This window comes from Iodidimonas nitroreducens, from assembly GCA_000710935.1.
Lineage (GTDB): Bacteria > Pseudomonadota > Alphaproteobacteria > Sphingomonadales > Rhodothalassiaceae > Iodidimonas > Iodidimonas nitroreducens.
Window position 1 is genome coordinate 1 of sequence record BAYV01000076.1, and the last position, 257, is coordinate 257.

Here is a 257-nt window from a genome sequence, read left to right on the forward strand (position 1 = left end):
TCTGGTGACTGGAGTTCATCGGTGATGCCCCGACAAAAGCTGACTAAATCTAGGGGTTGAGGCTCAAACGGTAAATATTTAGTTTCCGCCCGGTTAATGGTGAGTACATCGTCTAATAGTTCCACCATGTGGTGAACACTTTCCTCGATGCGCTCCAGATGTTGGCCACGTCTTTGGCCATCTAACTTAGGCCAATATTTTTTCAAAATGCCAGTGGAGGAACTGATAATTGCCAGGGGGGTACGAAATTCATGGGA

General features: G+C 46.7%; 1 protein-coding gene. It reads right to left on the bottom strand.

All coding sequences use genetic code 11. The features are described 5' to 3' along the window. Positions 1–257 (bottom strand): sensor histidine kinase (locus AQ1_RS14990; RefSeq protein ID WP_462687143.1); only part of this gene is annotated, 257 nt, incomplete at both ends.